Below are 17901 nucleotides of genomic sequence, written 5' to 3' on the forward strand. Positions count from 1 at the left end.
GCTAGCGCGCCCGCCTGCGATCCTCGGCCTGCGCTTCGAGGATTTCCTTCACCTTGGCAACAAGTTCAGCCTCGCCAATGGTTTCCTGCGCCACACGGGCCTCGCGCCAGGAGGCGTTGTCCTCGATCTCGCCGGACAGGCGCTTGCCCTCGATCAGGTCCTTGATCTGCACCACGCCTTGCGCGCGCTCATCACCACCCTGGATGATGGCGATCGGGCAACCACGACGGTCGGCATATTTCAGCTGGTTGCCGAACTTCTTCCAGTTGCCCTGGTACATCTCGGCGCGGATGCCGGCGGCTCGAAGCTCCTGGGTGAAGCGCTGGTAGCGGCCCATGCTTTCGACATCGCCGTCCATGACGGTGACGAGGACAGGTGCGATGACCTCATCCTGGCCTAGCTTGCCGAGGTTCTTCAGCGCCGTCATGAGGCGCGAGACGCCGATCGAGAAGCCGGTTGCCGGCACTGGCTGGCCCATGAAGCGTGACACGAGGCCGTCGTAACGCCCGCCACCACCAACGGAGCCGAAGACAACCTTTTCACCCTTCTCATTGGTGACGTCGAACAGGAGTTCGGCTTCGAAGACCGGGCCGGTGTAGTATTCAAGGCCACGCACGACCGACGGGTCGATCTTGATGCGGTCCGCCTCGTAGCCCGCACCCATCGCCATGGCGCGGATCGCGTTCAGTTCGTCCACGCCCTCGGCACCCTTGGCAGTCCCTGCCACGAGTGCGGCAAGCTGGTCGGCACTCTGCGCATAATCCTTGATACCAACGAAGAAGAGAACCTTTTCGATCTGCTCCTCGCCGAGGCCCGCGCCCTTGGTGAAGTCGCCGGACTCGTCCTTGCGGCCCGGACCAAGCAGCAGCTTTACGCCTTCGGTGCCGAATTTGTCGAGCTTGTCGATCGCGCGCAGGACGTTCAGCCGCTGGCCGGCCTTGTCGTCGCCACCGAGCCCGATTGCTTCCATCACGCCATCCAAGACCTTGCGGTTGTTGACGCGGATCACGTAGTCGCCGCGCTTGATGCCGAGCGCTTCCATGGTGTCGGCCATCATCATGCACATTTCGGCATCGGCCTGGACGCCGGGTGCACCAACGGTATCGGCATCGAACTGCATGAACTGGCGGAAACGGCCCGGGCCGGGCTTCTCATTGCGGAACACATAACCGGCGCGGTAGGTGCGGAACGGCAACTGGATCTCGTTGAAGTTCTCCGCCACATGGCGGGCAAGCGGCGCCGTCAGGTCGTAACGGAGCGACATCCACTGGTCGTCGTCATCCTGCAGCGAGAACACACCTTCGTTCGGGCGATCGCTGTCCGGCAGGAATTTGCCGAGCGCATCGGTATATTCGAAAAGCGGCGTTTCGACCGGATCGAAACCGTAACGTTCATAGACCTCGCGGATCTTTGCCGTCATCTCGTTGGTCGCATGGATATCGGCAGCGGAACGATCGACGAAGCCACGCGGCAGGCGCGCCTTCAGTTTCTGGGGCTTTTTCTGTTTGTCGCTCATGATCGAAAATCCATTGCCAGCGGCCTGAAGAGGCCGGATTTGTGAGCGGTTTCTTAGAGGATGACGACGGAAGCGGCAAGGGCGGCGGCTGGTGAAGGTTCGCTGATGATGATAACGCACCCCCATGATCCTCGAAGCCGCTCAATATGCCGCGACCTGCCCGATCACGCCGAAAGCGTTCCGGCCCTTTGTCCGCTCATCGGTCAGTCTCTGGTCGCGCGCCCGGCGATGCTCGGCTCAATGGGCGCCGCACGAGGCCAACTGCAAGACCGTCATCCGCGAGACTGTCGAGGGCATGAAGCAGCGGCGCACGGCGATTGTTCTCGGCTCCGGCTTGCTGCGCGACGTGCCGATCGAGTTTCTCGCCCGCAGCTTCGACACGGTCGTGCTTGTCGATCTGGTTCATCTTGCGACGGTTCGCGCATGGCTTTCGGCAAGGCGGCTTTCGAATACCCGGCTGATCTGGCGCGATATTTCCGGGCTCGACGGCATCTTGACGGGTAAGCCACTGGAGCCGCTCGCCTTCCTGAGGCAGGTGCCGTTTCTCGATCTCGTCGTATCCGTTAATGTTCTTTCGCAGATCGGCGTTGGCGCCGTGCGGCAACTGGCGCGCGACGGGCGGCCGGAGCAGCCGGAGATACTGCGATCACTGATCCAGGCGCATCTTGACGGATTGCAGATGCTTCCCTGCAAGGTGGTTCTCATCACCGATACATCCTACACCGTGACGGACAAGCAAGGCCGCGTCACCGAGGAGGCGGACCTGATGCACGGTGTCGCCACTCCCCCGGCATTGCGCGACTGGAGCTGGACCGTTGCGCCCTTCGGAGAACTCAGCCGGAATTCCCAGGCGGTCCATCAGGTCATTGCCACCCGCTTCCCCTCAGGTTGATTTCCTGCGGTGGCGCCATACTATCCGATTCATGCCACGCGTCGCGACATTGCCGATACCGCCTCCCCGAGACTGAGTGGTACCTGCTCCGTCCAATCCCATTCATCGAAACAGAGGACAAGAACCCATGTCTCTCAAGACTTTTGTCATGGCTGCGGTCATCGTTTCCGCAACCTCGCCATGGGCCTACGGACAGCAGACAATGCAGGGACATAGTCACGGTGCGGCTGGGATGCCGGCTCAAGGCACGGGTGAGCCCAAGTCTACGCAGGACTTCAAGGCGGCGAACGAAAAGATGCACAAGGACATGGCCATTACCTATTCTGGCGATGCCGATGTGGATTTCGTGCGCGGCATGATCCCCCATCACCAGGGGGCAATCGACATGGCGCGGGTCGAGCTTGAACACGGCAAGGACCCGGAACTGCGCAAGCTGGCGGAAGAGGTCATCAAGGCGCAGGAAGCCGAGATCGCCAAGATGCAGGCCTGGCTGAAGGCCCGGGGCAAGTAACCAGGATGACGCGCCGGCGAGGTCAGTCTTGCCCGGCGTCCCGGGTCTGCCATATGAACGCCATGAGGTGGATTTCATGAGACCGATCACCGCCATCGGCTTCGATGCCGACGATACGCTCTGGCAGAACGAGCAATATTATCGCTGGACGGAAGAACATTTCCAGGCGCTGCTCGCCGACTATGCGGAGGGCTCGGACATTTCCGCCCGCCTGCTGGAAGCCGAGAAGCGCAACCTCGCCTATTATGGTTTCGGCATCAAGGGGTTCACCCTGTCGATGATCGAGACGGCGATCGAGATCACCGGAGGCAAGCTGCCGACCAAGGCGATCGGCGAGATCCTGAGCATCGGCCGCGAGCTCCTTCAGCACCCGGTGGAGACGCTGCCGCATGTCGAAGAAACGCTGGAAGCGCTGAACGGCGAAAACCTGCTGGTGCTGATCACCAAGGGCGACCTGTTCGACCAGGAGCGCAAGCTCGCCCAGTCGGGGCTTGGCGACTTTTTTGATGCGGTCGAGATCGTCAGTGACAAGAGCGCCACGACCTATCGGCGCATCTTTTCCAAGCTCGCCGATGGGCCCGAGCGCGCTATGATGGTCGGCAACTCGCTGAAATCCGACATCGTGCCGGCAATCGCGGCGGGCTCCTGGGGCGTCTTCGTGCCGCACGCCCTCACCTGGGCTGTCGAGCATGTGGAGCCACCGAGCGACGCACCACGTTTCCGCCAGATCGAGACACTGTCGGACCTGCACCAGATCCTGCTCGAGATTAAGGGCGTTTGAACCGAAGCCGCAGGTTCTCCACCTCGGCCTGGCAATAACAGCTGTCGAGATGGTCGTTCACCAGCCCCATCGCCTGCATGAAGGCATAGACGGTGGTCGGGCCGACAAAGGTCCAGCCACGCTTCTTCAAGTCCTTGGAAAGGCGCACGGAAACTGCCGTGGTCGGATTGGCCCGCAGCGTTTCCAGATCCATCACCAGCGGACGCTCGGACGCGGCCGGCTCGAAGCTCCAGAAGAATTTCGCGAGCGAACCATATTCCTCGCGCATCTCGACGGCGCGCTTCGCGTTGTTGATGGTGGACACGATCTTGCCGCGGTGGCGAATGATGCCGGCGTCCGCCACCAGGCGCTCAACGTCACCCTCCCCGAAGTGGGCGACCTTGTCGAAGTCGAAACCGGCAAAGGCAGCCCGGAAACTCTCCCGCTTCCTGAGGATGGTGAGCCAGGAGAGGCCCGATTGAAAGCCTTCAAGGCAGATCTTCTCGAACAGGCGGAAATCATCGGTGACTGGGCGGCCCCATTCTTGGTCGTGGTAGCGGCGGTAGTCCTCGAGCCCCCCGTGCCAGGCGCAGCGCCCCCTGCCGTCTTCGCCGATGATGATCCCTGGTTTCGTCATTCACTCCCCCTCGCAAATCGTCCGGGTTAACGGCCTATCCACCCGCTTCAGCTGCCGTCAACCATATCAGACAACCACACGGTAACCCTGCCAGACACTTTATGCGTTAGCGCAAGGCCTGAGCGCCACCCGTTTACCATTCGCTTTCACCTGACGATCACCATGTTCGTCAACACGGGCCCTCCAACTGAGCCCGGTCGGTGATTGTAACGAGTGGATCCGAGCATGAAGAAGACCCTGCTTCTGGCGATTGCCTTTGCTGCCTCCCTTTCCGGTCCCAGTTTCGCACAGGAGCGTTATCGCGAGCGCCCCCCTGTGGTGGTAAGCCCTGATCTTGCCGCCCCGTGGGTGATGCAGCTTGCCGGCCCGAACGCCCGCGTCGCCTATCCGCGCCAAGCCGCCCAGCCGCGGGTCGTCTACCGGCCGCGCCCGGTCTACCAGCAGCGGCAGGCACAGCCGGCGCGGCGCGGTGTCCTTGACCGCCGCCCCGTGCAACCGGTCGCGATGCGCGCCAACCGGCCGATCCGCAGCCAGCTCGAGCCCCAGTTCCTGCCGCAGGTGGTTTCCTATGCCACGAAGGAAAAGCCGGGCACGATCGTGATCGATACCAACAACCGCTTCCTTTACCTCGTCATGGAAGGCGGCCAGGCCCGCCGTTACGGCGTCGGCGTCGGCAAGCCGGGCTTTGAATGGGCGGGCGCCCACAAGATCACCCGCAAGGCGGAATGGCCGAGCTGGGTGCCGCCGAAGGAGATGATCACGCGCGAAGCGGCAAAGGGTCACTACCTGCCGGCGCGCATGGAAGGCGGTCCGGAGAACCCGCTGGGTGCACGCGCGCTTTACCTCGGTTCGACGCTTTACCGCATCCATGGCACCAACGCGCCCTGGACAATCGGGAGCGCCGTTTCCTCCGGCTGCATCCGCATGCGCAACGAAGATGTCGTTGATCTCTACGAGCGGGTGAATGTCGGAACCCGTGTCATCGTGATGTAACACCGCCTATTTCGGCTAAAAAGTGAGGCAGCTGCGCCACAGTGCAGCTGTCTTGTTTCGCGTCACCTGTCCTTCCCACCCCGCTTAATGCTTGCTTTGCGTTCTTCAGCCGCTAGCTTCTTGTGCTTCTGGAGAAACGGGGATGGGTGGAATGAAGAAAAGCATCTTGGCAGCCGCAGCAGGCCTGGCTGGGGCGATTTTCCTGACCGCAACGAGCGCCGGCGCTTTCAGCCCCGCCTCACCGCATGTGGAGCGGCCGACAAGTGCCGTGACCCAGGTCGCAAAGCAGCGGGAAGTGCCTGAAAAGTACAAGCGGCGCAGCGTCCGGTTCACGACGAACGAGAAGCCGGGCACGATCATCGTCGATACCAACAACAAGTTCCTGTACTACGTCGAAGGCCGCGATCGCGCCACCCGCTACGGCATTGGCGTTGGCCGCGAAGGCTTCGGCTGGTCCGGCGTCGTCAAGGTCGGTCGCAAGGCTGAATGGCCGGACTGGCGTCCGCCGGCAGAAATGCGTGCCCGCGAGGCGCGTGCCGGCCGTATCCTGCCCGTCGTCATGCCGGGCGGCATCGACAACCCGCTCGGTGCAAGGGCCTTGTATCTCTACAAGGGCGGCCGCGACACGATCTTCCGCATCCACGGCACCAACCAGCCCTGGACGATCGGCCTCAACATGTCGTCGGGCTGCATCCGCATGATGAACAAGGATGTCGAGCATCTCTATGCCCGCGCCGATATCGGCGCCAAGGTCATCGTCATCGGCCCCGGCAACAAGCAGGGCGACGTGAGCTTCCAGGATCGCGGCGTCGACATCTTCCGCACCATTTTCGGCGGTTGAGCGGCGCGCCTGGCAAGTCAGGGAGCGGCGTTGGCCGCTTTCTGCCTACACTTCAGAATTGATTAACCATAACTGCTTTAGCTTCGTCGATAACTGGTGCAGAAAAAGCACAGACCGGCGAAGCGCCGGCAGCTACAATATGGCATATCGATTGCCAATCCCATTCCGCGGGCTGATTCATGCGCAAACTCCTTTCGCTTTCCATCCTTTCTGCAGCGCTTGCTGCGGGTGCAGCCCAGGCTGCCGACATGGCTACCGTTGAAGCGCCGATCGCTGCTCCGGTTGAAGAAGTTACCAGCCGTGGCGGTTTTGAAATCTCCGGTTACGGCGGCTTCCAGTTCGCGCCGCATTCGGATGTCAGCGTATCGGGAGCAGGCGCTACCGACTTCACCGCCGGCTGGGACACGAAATCCTTCCAGATGCCTCCCTACTGGGGTATACGCGGTACCTACTGGTTCGAGGGCGGTGCTCTGGCCAACTGGGGTATCTCGCTCGACTATACCCACGCCAAGGTTTATGCCGACGACGCGACCTTCACGAAATCCCCCGGCTGGACGACGTTCGAGTTCACCGACGGCCTGAACCTGCTCACCGTCAACGCGCTCTACAAGTTCGACCTCGAAGGTCCGTTCAAGCCTTACGTCGGCGCTGGTGTCGGCATCAACGTTCCGCATGTTGAGGTGACGCGCCCGACCGGCCGCACCTTCAACTACCAGTTCGGCGGCGCGACGCTCCAGGCGCAGGCCGGCGTTCGTTACGAGGTGAACGAGAACTGGTCGGTCTTCACCGAATACAAGGGCAACTATTCCTGGATCGACGTGGACATCGACAGCGGCTCGAAACTCGAGACCAACATTCTGACGCACGCGATCAACTTCGGCGTCTCCTACAAATTCTAGGACGTCACCGATTATCGGATCGAAAAGCCGGCCTCAGCGCCGGCTTTTTTGTTGCCTACCGTGACCCGGCGCCGCCCACCAAATGAACAGCTGTGCAATTTACCCGTTGACGCCGTAGCGAGCTGCGCCAACTATCTCCATTCAGCGACCAAATAGTGATGACTCCGGATCTTCCCGGCGGCCGAGCTCGTTAAGCCTGGCGCAATCACTATATTACAAGCTGGCAACCATCGGAGGCAGGTCAGAATTGGGCTTCATGAGCAAGGTAAAACGCAATCTACACTTGATGCTGCAGCGGCCGCCGCGACAGCAGTATGCTGCGTTGTGCTACCGCATGAAGAAAAAGCAGGGCCTGCTTGAAGTATTGGTGGCAACCAGCCGCGATACGGGACGCTGGGTCATCCCCAAGGGCTGGCCGATGACCGACAAGAAGGCGCACCAGGTTGCCGAGCGCGAGGCCTATGAAGAGGTCGGCGTGAAGGGCAAGGTGGAGAAGGAACCGCTTGGCCACTACCACTATCGCAAGACGCTCGACAACGGCCTGAAAATTCCGGTCGTGGTGCAGGTTCATGCGCTGGAAGTCGATGAATGCCTGAAGAGCTTTCCGGAGAAGGGGTCGCGCAAGATCGAATGGGTCTCGTGTGAAGAGGCTGCGACGCGTGTCCACGAACCTGAGTTGAAGATCCTCTTCCTGCAGTTTGCCGAGAAGATGGAACCGCTGCTTGCGGGCGCGCAGACCAAGGTTGCTGGCTAGGCGGCAACCCGTGTTGCCATGGCCGGCCCTTGCCTTTAGGCCAAAAGCCTCGATCTTACCGATGAACCGATGCCCGCGTGCTTCCAGCGGCGGGCGATTATTTTCACATCCAAGGCGGGATCATGAGCCGACGGCCACGATTGGCGAAGCCGACCCTCGACAAAGATCTGGAAAAGTTCACCTCCGTTGAGGAGGCCGCGCGTCAGACGTCCCGCGGGCTTGCAGCGCCGGGTGCCGCGCTGCTGTTCATCATTCTCGTTGCGATCTTCGCCGGAGCTTATGTGACGGGCGAGCCGGGAGCCGTCCTCGTCATCGCCGCCTCGGGTCTTGCCGCCTACATGGCCATGAATATCGGCGCCAACGACGTCACCAACAATATTGGTGCAGCGGTCGGCGCGCGCGCCATGACCATGGCATTCGGCTTAGGGCTAGCCGCCGTCTTCGAGGTCGCGGGCGCGGTGATTGCAGGGCGCGGCGTGGCGACCACCATCGCCACAGGCATTTTGCCGCCGGAAGCGATCAGCAGTCCCGAGGTGATGATCTGGGCGATGATGGCAGCCCTTCTTTCCGCGGCGGTGCTGATCAACGTCGCGACCTGGTTCGGGACACCGATCTCCACCACCCATACGATTGTCGGCGGTGTGATGGGTGCCGGCATTGCTGCCGCGGGCTTTTCCGCCGTCAGTTGGGGCACCGTCGCCGGGATCACCGCGAGCTGGGTTTTCTCGCCGATCCTCGGCGCAGTCATTGCCGCCTTGTTCCTGTTCGTCATCAAGGAAACGATCATCTACCAGCATGACAAGATCAGTGCGGCCAAGCGTTGGGTGCCGGCGCTGATCGGCATCATGGTGGGCGCCTTTGCCGGCTTCCTCTCGCTGATCGGGCTCGGGCAGCTGGTGCATGTCCCCGTCTCGGTCGCAACGCTGATCACCCTCGTTGTCGGGCTTGTTGCCTGGCGCCTGCTGATCCCGGTGATCGCCCGGCAGGCGGAGGGATTGGAGAACCGCAACCAGTCACTGCGCAAGCTCTTCCGCATCCCGCTCGTTTGCTCAGCGGCACTCCTGTCATTCGCCCATGGTGCAAATGATGTCTCGAACGCCGTAGGCCCTCTCGCCGCAATCGTCTCGGCGGCCCAGAGCGGAGTGGCTGACGACGTCCACGTGCCCTATTGGGAACTCGTCATCGGCGGGGTCGGCATCTCGCTCGGCCTCATCCTCTATGGGCCGAAGCTCGTCAAGCTCGTCGGCGCGGAGATCACCAAGCTCAACCCGATGCGCGCTTACTGCGTATCGCTGTCGACAGCGCTGACGGTGATCGTGGCATCCTGGGTCGGCCTGCCGGTATCCTCGACCCACATTGCGGTCGGCGCCGTGTTCGGCGTCGGCTTCTTCCGAGAGTGGTACACCCGCCACTCCAGGCGCCGTTACGAATACATGCGGGTCCGGGCCGGCAAGGAGCCGGACGTAAGCGAGCCCAAACCTCGCACGGATGAGGAGATGAGACATCGCCGCCTTGTGCGCCGCTCGCATTTCCTGTCCATCATTGCGGCCTGGATGATCACGCTTCCCGCATCGGCAGCGCTTGCGGCGCTCATCGCGACGGTTATGTTCGCGCTGTTCTTGTAGCGAGGGTTTTCATGCGCGCCAATTTTCGAATGCAGAGGCTTTTCATCGAGGCACCGCTTGGGGCGGACGCCCGGCACGAGGTAACGCCCGAGCAGTTCAACTATCTCGCCAATGTGCTGCGCATGGATGAAGGCTCCGACGTTCTCGTCTTCAACGGACGCGATGGCGAGTGGCGGGCGAAGATCACCTTCCCAAGCCGCAAGAAGATCCAACTCCACGCCGTGGAGCAGACGCGGCCGCAGCCTCCGACGCCGGGTCTGCATTACCTGTTTGCCCCGCTGAAGGTTGGCAGGCTCGATTACCTTGTCCAGAAAGCGGTGGAGATGGGCGCCGGTCTGCTGCAGCCGGTCATGACCCAGCATGTGCAGGGCAAGATCACCAATCTGGACCGGCTCCAGGCAAATGTCGTGGAAGCCGCCGAGCAATGCGGCATCCTTTCGGTGCCCGAGGTCGTTGCACCGAAGAGGCTCAGCGACCTTCTCGATAGTTGGCCGACTGAGCGCCGCATCATCTTCTGTGACGAGGGCGACGAGGGCCAAAACCCGCTCCCGATCCTCTCGCGCATCGAGGAAACGCAGCTCGCGCTTCTCGTTGGTCCGGAAGGCGGGTTTTCGGAAGAAGAACGCCAGCGGCTTCGCGCCCTGCCCTTCGTCACGGCGATCCCTTTAGGTCCCCGGATTTTGCGGGCCGATACGGCCGCCGTTGCGGCTCTCGCCGTCATCCAGGCAGCCATCGGCGACTGGCGTTGAAGCGTGGCGGCGGAATTGACACAGCGGCGTTGATTTTCTGAAGATGCGTTGAAAGAAATTCACTTGCGCCGCACATCAATTCGGTCCAATCAGCCGGCTCCCGTACGGATTGTGGCGTCCGATCAGACTGTTCGAACAAGGTATTTTTTATGGCGCGAGACACGACAGACCAGACACCGCTTTCTTCGGTGTCCGAGCTTTCGAGCTATCTGGAAGTGGGCGCGCGACCAAAGGACAAATTCCGCATCGGCACGGAACACGAGAAGTTCGCCTTCTTCCGCGCCGACAACAGCCCGGTTCCTTATTCCGGTGACGCCAGCATCTCCGCGCTACTCAAGGGCATGCAGGCCAAGCTCGGCTGGGAGCCGATCATGGACGGCGACAACATCATCGGTCTTGGCGAGCAATCCGGCCAGGGCGCGATCTCGATCGAGCCGGGCGGGCAGTTCGAACTGTCGGGCGCGCCGCTCGAAAACATTCACGAGACCTGCAAGGAATCCAACCAGCACCTGGCGATCCTGAAGGAAATCGCCGAGCCGATGGGCATCGGCTTCCTTGGCCTCGGCGGCAGCCCGAAATGGTCGTTCAACGAGACGCCGCGGATGCCGAAGTCCCGCTACGGCATCATGACGAACTACATGCCGAAGGTCGGCAAGCAGGGCCTCGACATGATGTACCGCACCTGCACCATCCAGGTGAACCTCGACTTCTCCTCGGAAGAAGACATGGCGCGCAAGATGCGCGTCTCGATGAAGCTGCAGTACCTCGCAACGGCGCTGTTTGCCTCCTCGCCCTTCACTGAGGGCAAGCCGAACGGCCTCCTCTCCTGGCGCGGCGATATCTGGCGCGATACCGACAACCAGCGCGCCGGCGTGCTGCCCTTCGTCTTCAAGCCGGATTTCGGCTTCAACGACTATGTCGAATGGGCGCTCGACGTGCCGATGTATTTCATCGTCCGCGACGGCAAATACCGCGACTGCACGAACATCACCTTCCGCCAGTTCATGAACGGCGCGCTGAAGGGAGAGATCACGGACTGGGAGCCGACGATGGGCGACTGGATCAACCATCTCTCGACGCTCTTCCCCGATGTGCGCCTGAAGCGCTTCCTGGAGATGCGTGGCGCCGATGGCGGCCCGTGGCGCCGAATCTGTGCGCTCCCCGCCTTCTGGGTCGGGTTGCTTTACGATGACACGGCGCTTGCCGATGCGGAAAAACTTACCGCCGAATGGACCTTCGAGGATGTCGTGGCGATGCGCGACGCGGTTCCCGCCAAGGGTCTCGACGCGCAGATCCGCGGCCGGTCCGTGCTTGAGGCATCCCGTGAGGTGCTGGCGATCTCCAAGGCTGGGCTCAAGTCCCGTGCCCGCCTGAATGGCGAAGGCCAGGACGAAAGCATCTTCCTGCAGCCGCTCGAAGAGGTTCTCGCCAAGAAGACGACCATGGCACAGGACATGCTGGCCCTCTTCAACGGCCGCTGGAACGGCTCTGTTGAGCCGGTTTTCGAGGAATACCAGTATTAGCGTCAAAACCGCCTAGGGCGGTTTGCGGTGGCGGCTTTCCGGCGATAGGATGGGTGAACCCGGCCGGAAAGGATCGCTCCATGCTGCCACTGTTCGACATGATGCTGAGGGCTCAGAACGGCGCGAGCATCGAGGCACTCGCCAAGCAGTTCAACCTGGCGCAGGAACAGGCGGCGCAGGCGATGGCGGCGCTGATGCCTGCCTTCTCTGCCGGCTTCAAGCGCACCAGCAGCGAGCCTTATGACCTGACGCAGCTGATGAGCAGCCTGTTTTCAGGCGCTTACGCCAAATATTTCGAGGACATGAGCCGGGCGTTTACGCCGCAGGGCCTGGCCGATGGAAACGAGGTCCTGGCACGCCTGTTCGGTTCGAAGGACGTTTCGCGCGCCATTGCCCAGCAGGCCGAGCAGTTCACAGGCATCGGGCAGGAGATCTACAAGAAGATCATGCCCGCCATGGCAGACGCGCTGATGGGTGGGTTGTTCAAGCAGATGACCGGGCAGATGACGGGTGGCAGCGACGCGTTTTCCGCCTCTCCGCTTGGCCAGATGCAGCGACAATGGCTCGAGAACATGGGACTGCAGCCGAAGCACGCACAACCCAGCGCCACCGGCCTCGACAACCCGTTCCTCCAGCAGATGCGCTCGATGTGGGGCATGGACAAGCCCGCGGAGACGACGTCAGCCAATCCATTTGCGGACAATCCTTTCGCAAAGGCATTCCAGGACATGATGGGGGGAGCGTTCCCAGGGCCTTCGACCGGCACCACGAACTCCGCGGGCCCGACCGATGTCTATCGCGACATACTCAACAGCATGTTCGACAGCGGACTGGACGTGCAGAAAACCTACCAGAAGAACATGGAGCAGATCTTCGAAACCTATTTTGGCGGCGGGAGAACCTCGCCGGCTGACGGCACCAAGACCGGCCAATAACAACGACGCCACATATGAAAAAAGCCCGGCGCGGATTAACCGGCCGGGCAAGAGGCAGGGCTATTGGCTATCACCCTGCGGGGAAACTTGGGAGGTCAGCGGCCTGGCGTACGGGCAAACCGCGTGCGGGAGTGCTGGCGGGCGGCGCCAGCCAGCAGCCGCGTCGGGTCATCCAGCACGCTGGAATGCTCGAGCGCTGCGATCACATCGCGCCGCGTGATCCCGATGTCGTTCAACTGATAGTCATCGAGATCATAGAGGCTGTTGGCGACCATGCGATTGCGGAGGGCACGCCATACGGATGTCGTTCGCACCATGATGCCCGCGACGAAACCGGCAGGTTTACGGCGCTCATGGAGGAGGTCGAGGTCAGTTCCGCATTGGGTCGTGCTCATGGCTCTATCCTTTCGCAGGCACGAGAAGGCAGCCCTTCCCGTTGCTGTGCACGGAAAGACTGCCGGCGAGGCGCCCTTGGGAGGCACCCGTTGAAGATGATTATGATGCTGTTATGCGGAAATCCTATTGATCAGTCCAACGAATGTTTTTAATCGTAAGCATCAACCACTCTGATGGATGACGACTATGTCCGCACCGCTTGATATCGATCAGTTGCATACCTTCATCGCCATTGTTGACTCCGGCAGCTTCACCAAGGCGGCCGACCGGGTGTTCAAGACGCAGTCCGCGGTCTCGATGCAGATGCGCCGGCTTGAAGAGCGGATCGGCAAGCAGTTGTTCGCCAAGGACGGGCGTGGCAACCGGCTGACGGCGGAGGGCGAGAAGCTGTTGAACTATGCGCGGCGCATCATCCGGCTGAACAACGAAGCGATCGCGGCCTTCGACGACAACCGTCTCGAGGGGACGTTGCGCATTGGTACGCCCGATGATTATGCCGACCGCTACATGCCCGAAATCATTGGACGGTTTGCAAAGACGCATCCGAATGTGGAGCTTTACATCGTCTGCGAACCGTCGGTCAGCCTTGCGGAAAAGATGGCGAAGGGCGAGCTCGACATCGCGCTCGTAACGCACAATCCGCGCCAGCGCATCTCCGACGTCGTGCGCACCGAGCCGCTCTGCTGGGTGGCTTCGGCCAACCATCCGCTGAAGGACGACGCGCCGGTTCCACTTGCTCTGGGACGACGGGATTGCCTTTGGCGGCAGCTCGCCTGCTCGGCACTGGATGCGGATGGGCGCGAATACCAGGTGCTGTTCACAAGCTGGTCGTCGACCGTCGTTGCCGCAGCCGTGCTGGCCGGCATGGCGGTTTCGGTTCTTCCGGAGTCGGCCTTGCGCACCGGCATGAAGGTGCTGAGTTCGGCCGATGGCTTCCCGCCCCTGCCGCCGGTGCAGATCGGCCTGATGAAGCGACCGGGCCTTTCGCCGTCGCTGATGAACGCGATCACCGACCACATCACGGCCTGCCTCGACAACATCTCGCCGGCGGTCATTCCCGACGATCTCGACAGTGGCGAAGTGAAGGCCTTCCCGCGTATCGTGCGGGGCCGCTCGAGTTCGGTGATGCCGGGCTGGTAATGGTGCAATAGCGAAGCCGGCGTTACCGGCTTCGCCTTACGTCATCCTCAGCTCAGGTGCTTCTTGAAGAAGGCGATGCTGCGGCTCCAGGCGAGGTCGGCGGAAGCCTTGTCATAGCGTGCGGACGAGGTGTCGTTGTTGAAGGCGTGGTTGGCACCCTCGTAAACGAAGATCTCGAACTCCTTGCCGTTCTTTTCCAGCGCTTCCTTGAAGGCCGGGATGCCGGCATTGATGCGCTCGTCGAGCCCGCCGTAATGCGCCATCAGCGGCGCCTTGATCGCCGGCACGTCCTCCGTCTTTGGCTGACTACCGTAATAGATCACCCCGGCATTAAGGTCCGGCGACTTTACCGCGAGGTTTCCGACCGTTCCCCCACCCCAGCAGAAGCCGATGGCGCCGACCTTGCCGTTGGCACCCTCGATGCCGGCGAGGTAAACGCGGCTTGCTTCGCCATTGGCGGCGACTTCGGATGGATTGAGCGAGGAAAACATCTGCCGCGCCTGTTCCTCGTCGGGTGGCGTCCCACCGTTCGGCGACAGGAAATCCACGGCAAGCGCATTAAACCCTTCAAGCGCCATACGTCGGGCAACATCGCGGATGTGGTTGTTGAGGCCGCGGTTCTCATGGATGACAAGCACGCCGCCGAGCGGCCCCGACGCGTTCTTCGGCCGGACGAGATAACCCTTCATCGTCACGCCATTAGCGCCGGGATAGGTCACGTCTTCTGCCGTCAGCCGGTCGTCGGTCGCCGGCACCATGTCGGCCTTGGCACCGTTCGCCGCCAGCAGCGGGGCGATTGCAGCGGCCGCCGCACCGGATCCGGCAAGCTGCGTCAGCTTTTCCATGAAGCGGCGCCGGTCGAGATGAAGATGCGTGTATTCGTCGTAGGCGTTGATCATCGCCTGCGTAATCTTCGGATTGTCGCTGTTCATCTGCGCTCCTCCCTTGCCAAGCTCAGCGGCGAGAAAGGTACAGCGCAATCGAGGCGGGTATAGAAGGGACAGAGGACAATTCTACGTGAGAGCCTCTATCCCTCGCCACTTTCGACTGATTAGAGGCCGGCGCCCGGGTAGTTCGGGCTTTCGCGGGTGATGGTCACGTCATGCGCGTGGCTTTCACGCAGGCCGGCACCCGAGATGCGCACGAAGGTCGCCCGCTCCTGGAACTCCTTGATCGTCGCGCCACCGACATAACCCATCGCAGCGCGCAGGCCGCCGCCGAGCTGGTGCAGAACGCCCGATACCGGACCCTTGTATGGAACCTGGCCCTCGATACCTTCCGGCACGAGCTTCAGCGTGTCGCGAACTTCCGCCTGGAAGTAACGATCGGCAGAACCGCGCGCCATGGCGCCAACCGAGCCCATGCCGCGATAGGATTTGAACGAACGGCCCTGGTGCAGGTAAACTTCGCCGGGGCTTTCATCCGTGCCGGCGAGCAGCGAGCCGACCATGACAGCCGATGCACCGGCCGCGATCGCCTTGGCAAGGTCGCCGGAGAACTTGATGCCGCCGTCGGCAATGACCGGGATGTTTTGCGCGCGGGCGGCTTCAACGGCCGACATGATGGCCGCAAGCTGCGGCACGCCGACACCGGCGACGATGCGGGTGGTGCAGATCGAGCCCGGGCCGATACCGACCTTCACGGCGTCCGCACCGGCATCTATGAGGGCTTTGGTTCCGTCGGCGGTGGCGACGTTGCCGGCCATGATGCGCACCGAGTTCGACAGCTTCTTGACGCGGCTGACGGCATCGAGGACGCGCTGCGAATGACCGTGCGCCGTATCAACGACGAGCAGGTCGACACCGGCCTCGATAAGGCGTTCGGCACGTTCGAAACCATCGTCTCCGACGCTGATGGCAGCAGCGGCACGCAGGCGACCCTGGGCATCCTTCGATGCATTCGGGTTGAGCTGCGACTTTTCGATATCCTTGACGGTGATGAGGCCAACGCAGCGGCCTTCGCCGTCGATTACCAGCAGCTTTTCGATGCGGTGCTTGTGCAGCAGGCGCTTGGCTTCCGATTGGTCGACGCTTTCCTTCACCGTGACGAGGTTCTCGCGCGTCATCAGTTCATAGATGCGCTGGCTCGGATCGGATGCAAAACGCACGTCGCGGTTGGTGAGGATACCGACGAGCCGGCCCGGCACATGACCACCACCGTTTTCGACAACGGGAATGCCGGAAATACCGTGAGTCTTCATCAGCGAAAGCGCTTCGGCGAGCGTCGCGTCAGGCCCGATCGTCACCGGATTGACGACCATGCCGCTCTCGAACTTCTTGACCTGGCGAACCTCTTCAGCCTGGACGACCGGGCTCAGGTTGCGGTGGATAACGCCGATGCCGCCGGCCTGGGCCATGGCGATCGCGAGCCGGCTTTCGGTGACCGTGTCCATGGCAGCGGACAGGATCGGCAGATTGAGCTCGATATCCTGGGCGATGGTGGTGGAGATATTCGTCTGGCCCGGCATGACCTCGGAGTGGGCGGGCTGCAGCAACACGTCGTCAAAGGTAAGCGCGTCTGCGCCGGTTGCCGTTTCTATGATGCGAGCCATGGCCAAATTCCTTCATTTAGAAAATGCGGGATACGCTCAGGAACGAATCTACGTCCCGACGCTCCGGCAACTATTGCTTGGAAGTTGGCGAGGGCTGGTAACACGTTCATGACGGGAAGGGAATAGCAAAAACCCGGAAGCGGACCTCCGGGTTTGCAAGAGTCACAGGCTGTTGGCCGAACCGCGGCCTCAGATGTCGAACTGGTAGCTCTTTGGCACGAAACGGTAGCCGGTTTCCTGCTTTTCGGCATAACCCACCGCCGGGAACGGCATGTGGTAGCCCAGGAAGGCGACCTTGTCGGTGGCGATCATGTCGAAGACCTTCTTGCGGCTTTCGGCAGCCTTCGCCTTGTCCATGTCGAAGCGAACTTCCCAATCCGGCCGCTGCAGGGACAGAACGAAGTGGTTTGCCGTATCGGCGGTCAGGATGAGGCGCTTGCCGGCCGACTCGACGTTGAAGATCATGTGCCCAGGCGTGTGACCGGGTGCTGCCATCGCGGTGATACCGGATACGACTTCGCCACCGTCCTTCAGGAAGGTCATCTTGTCGGCGACCGGCTTGACGTTGGCGAGCACCGCCTTCTGGTTTCCTTCCGCCGGTGTGCCGGCGCGTGCCGCATCGGTCCAGAAATTGTACTCGGTCTCACCGGTAACATACCGCGCCTTCGAGAAGGCCGGCTTGCCATCTTCCATGATGCCGCCGATATGGTCGCCATGCAGGTGGGTCAGGACAACAATGCTGATGTCATCCGGCATGTAGCCCGCGGCCGCCAGACCTTCGATCAGGCGTCCCATGCCCTGCTCGCGCCCGGCCTTGCCGAATCCGGTATCGAACAGGATGACATCACTGCCGGTATCGATCAGCGTCGGGGAGAAGCTGTTCACGAACTGGTCGGCCGGCAGGAAATTGTCGGTCAGGAGCTTTCCGACCTCTTCCGGCGACTGGTTGGTGCCGAAGGTTTCGCCCGGGTTGCCGGAGGCACGGGCGCCATCCTTGACGACGAGCACCTGGAAGCTGCCCACCTTGAACTTGTGGATGTCAGGCGGGGTCACGCGATTTATTGCCAAGTTCTGGTTCTCCTGGGCCTGCGCCCGCCCAAGAATGGCCGGTGCGGCGATAATTCCAAGGCCTGCGCTACCCAGCAGCGCGCGTCGGCCAATCCCGAATAGTGCCACGAT

Annotated in this window: 19 protein-coding genes; 12 read left to right on the forward strand and 7 right to left on the reverse strand. The window is 61.8% G+C overall.

The window, feature by feature from the left end; all coding sequences use genetic code 11:
- Position 1: 1 nt before the first annotated feature.
- Positions 2–1516 (reverse strand): histidine--tRNA ligase, encoded by a 1515-nt coding sequence (gene hisS / locus M0654_RS12170; RefSeq protein WP_248683305.1) that lies wholly within the window; start codon positions 1514–1516, stop codon positions 2–4.
- A 124-nt stretch (positions 1517–1640) separates the two neighbouring features.
- Here hisS and M0654_RS12175 point away from each other — a divergent pair, with 124 nt between their 5' ends.
- The 3 genes from M0654_RS12175 to M0654_RS12185 all read left to right on the forward strand — a co-directional run bounded on the left by M0654_RS12175 (position 1641) and on the right by M0654_RS12185 (position 3700).
- Complete coding sequence (locus tag M0654_RS12175; RefSeq protein WP_248683306.1) at positions 1641–2408, forward strand: hypothetical protein; 768 nt, start codon at positions 1641–1643, stop codon at positions 2406–2408.
- Positions 2409–2535: 127 nt separating this feature from the next.
- Entirely contained in the window at positions 2536–2919 is a 384-nt protein-coding gene (gene copM / locus M0654_RS12180; protein ID WP_248683307.1) for a CopM family metallochaperone, read from the forward strand.
- Positions 2920–2995: 76 nt separating this feature from the next.
- Positions 2996–3700 carry an HAD family hydrolase gene (locus M0654_RS12185; protein ID WP_248683308.1) on the forward strand — a complete coding sequence of 235 codons (705 nt, stop codon included), beginning with the start codon at positions 2996–2998 and terminating at the stop codon, positions 3698–3700.
- On the opposite strand, the gene M0654_RS12190 is transcribed toward M0654_RS12185, so the two are convergent.
- A complete protein-coding gene (locus tag M0654_RS12190) occupies positions 3687–4316 on the reverse strand; it encodes a DNA-3-methyladenine glycosylase I (protein ID WP_248683309.1) in 630 nt (209 codons plus the stop codon). The genes M0654_RS12185 and M0654_RS12190 overlap by 14 nt on opposite strands.
- A gap of 225 nt (positions 4317–4541) precedes the next feature.
- On the opposite strand from M0654_RS12190, the gene M0654_RS12195 reads away from it, so the two are divergent.
- Together M0654_RS12195 and M0654_RS12200 are read left to right on the forward strand one after the other, a co-directional pair.
- Positions 4542–5309 carry a L,D-transpeptidase gene (locus M0654_RS12195; protein ID WP_248683310.1) on the forward strand — a complete coding sequence of 256 codons (768 nt, stop codon included), beginning with the start codon at positions 4542–4544 and terminating at the stop codon, positions 5307–5309.
- Positions 5310–5460: 151 nt separating this feature from the next.
- Positions 5461–6150, forward strand: a complete 690-nt coding sequence (locus M0654_RS12200) for a L,D-transpeptidase (RefSeq protein ID WP_248683311.1) — start codon at positions 5461–5463, stop codon at positions 6148–6150.
- A 52-nt stretch (positions 6151–6202) separates the two neighbouring features.
- On the opposite strand, the gene M0654_RS22775 is transcribed toward M0654_RS12200, so the two are convergent.
- Entirely contained in the window at positions 6203–6331 is a 129-nt protein-coding gene (locus tag M0654_RS22775; RefSeq protein WP_282571616.1) for a hypothetical protein, read from the reverse strand.
- Here M0654_RS22775 and M0654_RS12205 point away from each other — a divergent pair.
- The 6 genes from M0654_RS12205 (at position 6330) to M0654_RS12230 (ending at position 12635) form a co-directional block, all read left to right on the forward strand.
- Positions 6330–7049 (forward strand): outer membrane protein, encoded by a 720-nt coding sequence (locus M0654_RS12205; protein WP_248683312.1) that lies wholly within the window; start codon positions 6330–6332, stop codon positions 7047–7049. The two genes, M0654_RS22775 and M0654_RS12205, sit on opposite strands and share 2 nt — an antisense overlap.
- 247 nt (positions 7050–7296) lie before the next feature.
- A complete protein-coding gene (locus M0654_RS12210; protein ID WP_248683313.1) occupies positions 7297–7803 on the forward strand; it encodes an NUDIX hydrolase in 507 nt (168 codons plus the stop codon).
- A 119-nt stretch (positions 7804–7922) separates the two neighbouring features.
- Complete coding sequence (locus tag M0654_RS12215; protein ID WP_248683367.1) at positions 7923–9428, forward strand: inorganic phosphate transporter; 1506 nt, start codon at positions 7923–7925, stop codon at positions 9426–9428.
- Between the two features lie 11 nt (positions 9429–9439).
- Positions 9440–10177, forward strand: coding sequence for a 16S rRNA (uracil(1498)-N(3))-methyltransferase (locus tag M0654_RS12220; protein ID WP_248683314.1), 738 nt, complete (start codon positions 9440–9442; stop codon positions 10175–10177).
- A gap of 149 nt (positions 10178–10326) precedes the next feature.
- Entirely contained in the window at positions 10327–11700 is a 1374-nt protein-coding gene (locus tag M0654_RS12225; protein ID WP_248683315.1) for a glutamate--cysteine ligase, read from the forward strand.
- Between the two features lie 80 nt (positions 11701–11780).
- On the forward strand, positions 11781–12635 hold the full coding sequence (locus tag M0654_RS12230; protein ID WP_248683316.1) for a DUF937 domain-containing protein: 855 nt from the start codon (positions 11781–11783) through the stop codon (positions 12633–12635).
- A gap of 95 nt (positions 12636–12730) precedes the next feature.
- Here M0654_RS12230 and M0654_RS12235 read toward each other — a convergent pair whose 3' ends face one another.
- Positions 12731–13030 (reverse strand): DUF1127 domain-containing protein, encoded by a 300-nt coding sequence (locus M0654_RS12235; RefSeq protein WP_248683317.1) that lies wholly within the window; start codon positions 13028–13030, stop codon positions 12731–12733.
- A gap of 187 nt (positions 13031–13217) precedes the next feature.
- On the opposite strand from M0654_RS12235, the gene M0654_RS12240 reads away from it, so the two are divergent.
- The gene (locus M0654_RS12240; protein WP_248683318.1) at positions 13218–14171 is read left to right on the forward strand and encodes a LysR substrate-binding domain-containing protein; all 954 of its coding nucleotides are present in this window, start codon (positions 13218–13220) and stop codon (positions 14169–14171) included.
- A 47-nt stretch (positions 14172–14218) separates the two neighbouring features.
- Here M0654_RS12240 and M0654_RS12245 read toward each other — a convergent pair whose 3' ends face one another.
- The 3 genes from M0654_RS12245 to M0654_RS12255 all read right to left on the reverse strand — a co-directional run bounded on the left by M0654_RS12245 (position 14219) and on the right by M0654_RS12255 (position 17901).
- Entirely contained in the window at positions 14219–15103 is an 885-nt protein-coding gene (locus tag M0654_RS12245) for a dienelactone hydrolase family protein (protein WP_248683319.1), read from the reverse strand.
- 119 nt (positions 15104–15222) lie between these two features.
- Entirely contained in the window at positions 15223–16722 is a 1500-nt protein-coding gene (gene guaB, locus M0654_RS12250) for an IMP dehydrogenase (protein WP_118848776.1), read from the reverse strand.
- Positions 16723–16911: 189 nt separating this feature from the next.
- Positions 16912–17901 (reverse strand): MBL fold metallo-hydrolase, encoded by a 990-nt coding sequence (locus tag M0654_RS12255; protein WP_390920165.1) that lies wholly within the window; start codon positions 17899–17901, stop codon positions 16912–16914.

Source organism: Neorhizobium turbinariae (assembly GCF_023223505.1).
GTDB classification, from domain to species: Bacteria; Pseudomonadota; Alphaproteobacteria; order Rhizobiales; family Rhizobiaceae; genus Neorhizobium; species Neorhizobium turbinariae.